Raw genomic sequence first — 5,754 nt, 5'->3', positions numbered from 1 at the left:
CAGGTCATCGGTCCTACAAAAATGGGTCAAAAAAAAAGAGTCCCTCACATTGCTGTGAAGGACTCTCGAAAAAGGCGGCGGCCTACTCTCCCACTTAGTGTAGCAGTACCATCGGCGCAGACGGGCTTAACTTCCCTGTTCGGAATGGTAAGGGGTGGGCCCCGTCGCCATGGCCACCTAAATTATTTGGTCAATGTTCTAATCAACGATCAACAGTTACCCATATATATCGATAATTGCTCATTGTTCATTGCCAATTGTATGATAATGACATAATAAAGGGACAGTTGAAGAAAAAAGTACGGTTTCCTTAAGTAAAGGGTTCGTTTCGAAAAAAAGTAAAGGTATTCGTCCCTTCCTTTCCCCTGTAACGGGTTGGGGAAGGGACCTATGTGCGCAAGCTCAACGGGCAATTAGTACCACTCGGCTACGGACATTACTGCCCCTGCACCTATGGCCTATCAACGTGGTCATCTCCCACGGCCCTTTAAAGAAATCTCATCTTGTGGCTGGTTTCGCGCTTATATGCTTTCAGCGCTTATCCAATCCCGACATAGCTACCCAGCGATGCTCCTGGCGGAACAACTGGTGCACCAGCGGTCAGTCCGACCCGGTCCTCTCGTACTAGGGTCAGATCCACGCAGATTTCTAACGCCCGCAGTAGATAGAGACCGAACTGTCTCACGACGTTCTGAACCCAGCTCGCGTGCCACTTTAATGGGCGAACAGCCCAACCCTTGGGACCTTCTCCAGCCCCAGGATGTGACGAGCCGACATCGAGGTGCCAAACCCCCCCGTCGATATGAGCTCTTGGGGGAGATCAGCCTGTTATCCCCGGCGTACCTTTTATCCTTTGAGCGATGGCCCTTCCATACGGAACCACCGGATCACTATGCTCTTGTTTCCAACCTGTTCGACCTGTATGTCTCACAGTCAAGCGCCCTTGTGCCATTGCACTCTACACACGATTGCCAACCGTATTGAGGGCACCTTTAGAAGCCTCCGTTACTCTTTTGGAGGCGACCACCCCAGTCAAACTACCCACCACGCACTGTTCCCTCTTGGAGGGTTAGGCCCCGGACAAGCAAAGGCTGGTATTTCAACAATGACTCCACCACACCTAGCGATGCAGCTTCAAAGTCTCCCAGCTATCCTACACATTGCTTGACCAAGGTCAATACGAAGCTATAGTAAAGGTGCACGGGGTCTTTTCGTCCCACTGCGGGTAACCGGCATCTTCACCGATACTACAATTTCACCGAGCTCATGGCCGAGACAGTGTCCAGATCGTTGCACCATTCGTGCAGGTCGGAACTTACCCGACAAGGAATTTCGCTACCTTAGGACCGTTATAGTTACGGCCGCCGTTTACTGGGGCTTCAATTCAATGCTTCTCCGAAGATGACATCTCCTCTTAACCTTCCAGCACCGGGCAGGTGTCAGGCCCTATACTTCATCTCTCGATTTAGCAGAGCCCTGTGTTTTTGATAAACAGTCGCCTGGACCTCTTCACTGCGGCCCTGACGTTTATAGTCAGGGCGACCCTTCTCCCGAAGTTACGGGTCTATTTTGCCTAGTTCCTTAGCCATGAATCTCTCGAGCGCCTTAGAATTCTCATCCCAACTACCTGTGTCGGTTTAGGGTACGGGCTGCTTCGCTTGCTTTTCTTGGAAGTCGATATGCTGGATTATCACCTTGGCCGTAGCCTCGGTGTACTATCGGGGTGTTACCACTCCCTTCAACGTGCAATTCCGTCTGCACGCACCAACTCCTCGCCTCCGTCGCTTTTAATGCGAGCAGGTACAGAAATATTAATCTGTTGTCCATCCACTTCCCCCTTCGGGTCTGCGTTAGGTCCCGACTGACCCCCAGCTGATTAGCATAGCTGGGGAAACCTTAGTCTTTCGGCGTGTGGGTTTCTCGCCCACATTATCGTTACTTATGCCTACATTTTCGTTTGTAGCTCCTCCAGCATCCCTCGCAGGTACACCTTCAGCGGCACTACAATGCTCCCCTACCCCTCTATAAATAGAAGCCATAGCTTCGGTGGTGTGCTTATGCCCGATCATTATCCATGCGGAACCGCTCGACCAGTGAGCTGTTACGCACTCTTTAAATGAATGGCTGCTTCCAAGCCAACATCCTGGCTGTCAATGCAGTTCCACCGCGTTTTGTCAACTTAGCACACACTTTGGGACCTTAGCTGATGGTCCGGGTTCTTTCCCTCTCGGACATGGACCTTAGCACCCATGCCCTCACTGCGCAGAAACATTTTATAGCATTCGGAGTTTGTCAGGAATTGGTAGGCGGTGAAGCCCCCGCATCCAATCAGTAGCTCTACCTCTATAAAACTATCTACACGCTGCACCTAAATGCATTTCGGGGAGTACGAGCTATTTCCGAGCTTGATTGGCCTTTCACCCCTACCCACAGGTCATCCCAAGACTTTTCAACGTCAACGGGTTCGGTCCTCCACTATGTGTTACCACAGCTTCAACCTGCCCATGGGTAGATCGCACGGTTTCGCGTCTACTACTACTGACTATGGCGCCCTATTAAGACTCGCTTTCGCTACGGCTCCGTCCCTAAAGGACTTAACCTTGCCAGTAAAAGTAACTCGTAGGCTCATTATGCAAAAGGCACGCCGTCACAGTGCAAGCACTGCTCCGACCGCTTGTAAGCGTATGGTTTCAGGATCTTTTTCACTCCGTTATTCACGGTTCTTTTCACCTTTCCCTCACGGTACTGGTTCACTATCGGTCTCTCAGGAGTATTTAGCCTTGGCGGATGGTCCCGCCAGATTCATACAGGGTTTCACGTGCCCCGCACTACTCAGGATACCACTATGGACGATGTTCTTTACCTATACGGGACTGTCACCCTCTTTGGTCAGTCTTTCCAAACTGTTCTAATTCATCGCACGTCCAATAACGTGGTCCTACAACCCCAATATTGCCGAAACAACATTGGTTTGGGCTAATCCGATTTCGCTCGCCGCTACTATCGGAATCACTTTTGTTTTCTCCTCCTCCGGCTACTTAGATGTTTCAGTTCACCGGGTTTGCTTCCCTTGCGGGATGACATATCTTCAATATGCCGGGTTGCCCCATTCGGATACCCGCGGATCAATTCGTGTGTGCCGATCCCCGCGGCTTTTCGCAGCTTATCACGTCCTTCTTCGCCTCTGAGAGCCTAGGCATTCCCCATACGCCCTTATTTAGCTTGTCGCTAAACCTTTTATATTCTTAAATTCTATTCGTACTACTTTACTTAAAAAATTCGTGTTTTCTCTTCAAAGTACATATACCTAAATATATATACCCTGTCCCAATATGTCAATGAACGTTTTCAGTTTCAGGCCCTGGGGCCCTCGGCTGATGGTCAAGGGCAAATAGCCCATAACCATTCTGTGGAGAATATCGGAGTCGAACCGATGACCTCCTGCGTGCAAGGCAGGCGCTCTAGCCAGCTGAGCTAATCCCCCGTTTTCCAGTCGTCGGCTATCAGTTAACAGTTATCAGTTAATCGATGACCTTACGCCAACTTGGGATACCCAACTCCTAAAATTTCCAATCTTTCAATTATATGAACGTATCGCCCTTCTTGGGGGCCGAATGTAGTCCCAGGCAGACTCGAACTGCCGACCTCTACATTATCAGTGTAGCGCTCTAACCAGCTGAGCTATGGGACTGTCCCTACCACTGTGGACCCAAAGGCCCAGAATAGTATTTACTATATATTGTTATTATAAAGACAGTTGCTTGTTATTAAATCGAAAGGACGGGACCGGTCTATGTTTCTCGGTCGTCGACTCTCTAGAAAGGAGGTGTTCCAGCCGCACCTTCCGGTACGGCTACCTTGTTACGACTTAGCCCTAGTTACCGATCTTGCCCTAGGCCGCTCCTTACGGTGACGGACTTCAGGCACTCCCGGCTTCCATGGCTTGACGGGCGGTGTGTACAAGGCCCGGGAACGTATTCACCGGATCATGGCTGATATCCGATTACTAGCGATTCCAGCTTCACGGGGTCGAGTTGCAGACCCCGATCCGAACTGTGACCGGTTTTGTAGATTCGCTCTGCCTTGCGACATGGCTGCTCTCTGTACCGGCCATTGTAGCACGTGTGTGGCCCAGGACGTAAGGGCCGTGATGATTTGACGTCATCCCCACCTTCCTCACGGTTTGCACCGGCAGTCCCGTTAGAGTCCCCGACATGACTCGCTGGCAACTAACGGTAGGGGTTGCGCTCGTTATAGGACTTAACCTGACACCTCACGGCACGAGCTGACGACAACCATGCAGCACCTTGCAAATTGCCCGAAGGAAAATCTATCTCTAGACCTGTCAAAATGCATTTAAGCCCTGGTAAGGTTCCTCGCGTATCATCGAATTAAACCACATGCTCCACCGCTTGTGCGGGCCCCCGTCAATTCCTTTGAGTTTCATTCTTGCGAACGTACTCCCCAGGTGGGATACTTATCACTTTCGCTTGGCCGCCCAGTACTCAAGGTACCGGACAGCTAGTATCCATCGTTTACGGCGTGGACTACCAGGGTATCTAATCCTGTTCGCTCCCCACGCTTTCGTCCATCAGCGTCAGTATATGGTTAGTGACCTGCCTTCGCAATCGGTGTTCTATGTAATATCTATGCATTTCACCGCTACACTACATATTCCAGCCACTTCACCATAACTCAAGACCACCAGTATCAAAGGCAATTCTACAGTTGAGCTGCAGACTTTCACCCCTGACTTAATGGCCCGCCTACGGACCCTTTAAACCCAATAATTCCGGATAACGCTCGGACCCTCCGTATTACCGCGGCTGCTGGCACGGAGTTAGCCGGTCCTTATTCTTACGGTACCGTCAGTCAACTACACGTAGCTGTTTTTCTTCCCGTATAAAAGCAGTTTACAACCCATAGGGCCGTCTTCCTGCACGCGGCATGGCTGGATCAGAGTCTCCTCCATTGTCCAATATTCCTCACTGCTGCCTCCCGTAGGAGTCTGGTCCGTGTCTCAGTACCAGTGTGGGGGATCCCCCTCTCAGGGCCCCTACCCATCGTAGTCATGGTAAGCCGTTACCTTACCATCAAACTAATGGGACGCATGGCCATCTCTTGCCGGCCGAAGCCTTTAATCACATCACCAGGTGGTGTCGTGATACTACGGGGCATTAATCCAAGTTTCCCTGGGCTATTCCCCTGCAAAAGGTAGGTTCCATACGCGGTGCGCACCCGTGCGCCGGTCGTCAGCGGAGTGCAAGCACTCCCTGTTACCCCTCGACTTGCATGTGTTAGGCCTGCCGCTAGCGTTCATCCTGAGCCAGGATCAAACTCTTCATCGTTGTCTTATTAATATATTCCGCCAACGACCAAGAACCTTCCCGGCCCCGTCTCTCGATTCAAATTCTTTCTTATATATGGTACGGTCCTAAAACCGTCCCAAATACGCTGTCTTTACAATATTTCAATGAACTCCTGTTCGTCCCCTTATCAAGGACGTCGCTCCCGAACTATACTCCCGGACAGTCTTTGAATCCTGTCCCTGTGTCTCTAAGCGGGTGCAAATATACAACCCTTTTTGACACTGCCAAATAAAAATGAAAAAAACTTTTTTTCCTCTTCTCCAGCCCTTAAAAGTATCTCAATGAACGTGGCCCGAAGACCTTTCTTTCCCAACGACCTTAATCGTTTCGGGCTGCAAACCTACAACCATTTTCCCTTTCAACAATACTTTTTTTGAAGGTTTTT

Annotated in this window: 2 tRNA genes and 3 rRNA genes; all 5 read right to left on the bottom strand. The window is 50.4% G+C overall.

The features are described from left to right. Positions 1-69: 69 nt before the first annotated feature. The 5 genes from rrf to HPE56_RS20165 all read right to left on the bottom strand — a co-directional run bounded on the left by rrf (position 70) and on the right by HPE56_RS20165 (position 5,348). Positions 70-181: ribosomal RNA gene (rrf, locus tag HPE56_RS20185) — 5S ribosomal RNA — on the bottom strand. 211 nt (positions 182-392) lie between these two features. After that, a 23S ribosomal RNA gene (locus tag HPE56_RS20180) occupies positions 393-3,229 on the bottom strand. A gap of 181 nt (positions 3,230-3,410) precedes the next feature. Further along, positions 3,411-3,484, bottom strand: a tRNA-Ala gene (locus HPE56_RS20175). A gap of 133 nt (positions 3,485-3,617) precedes the next feature. Further along, positions 3,618-3,691 (bottom strand) — tRNA-Ile (locus HPE56_RS20170). Between the two features lie 128 nt (positions 3,692-3,819). Further along, positions 3,820-5,348: ribosomal RNA gene (locus HPE56_RS20165) — 16S ribosomal RNA — on the bottom strand. The 16S, 23S and 5S rRNA genes sit together here with 2 tRNA genes alongside, the layout of an rRNA operon. Positions 5,349-5,754: the final 406 nt, after the last annotated feature.

It is taken from the genome of Maribacter aquimaris (assembly GCF_014596745.1).
GTDB lineage: Bacteria > Bacteroidota > Bacteroidia > Flavobacteriales > Flavobacteriaceae > Maribacter_A > Maribacter_A aquimaris.
The sequence above is the reverse complement of the archived record's forward strand: the minus strand, read 5'-3'. Positions and strand labels throughout refer to the sequence as shown.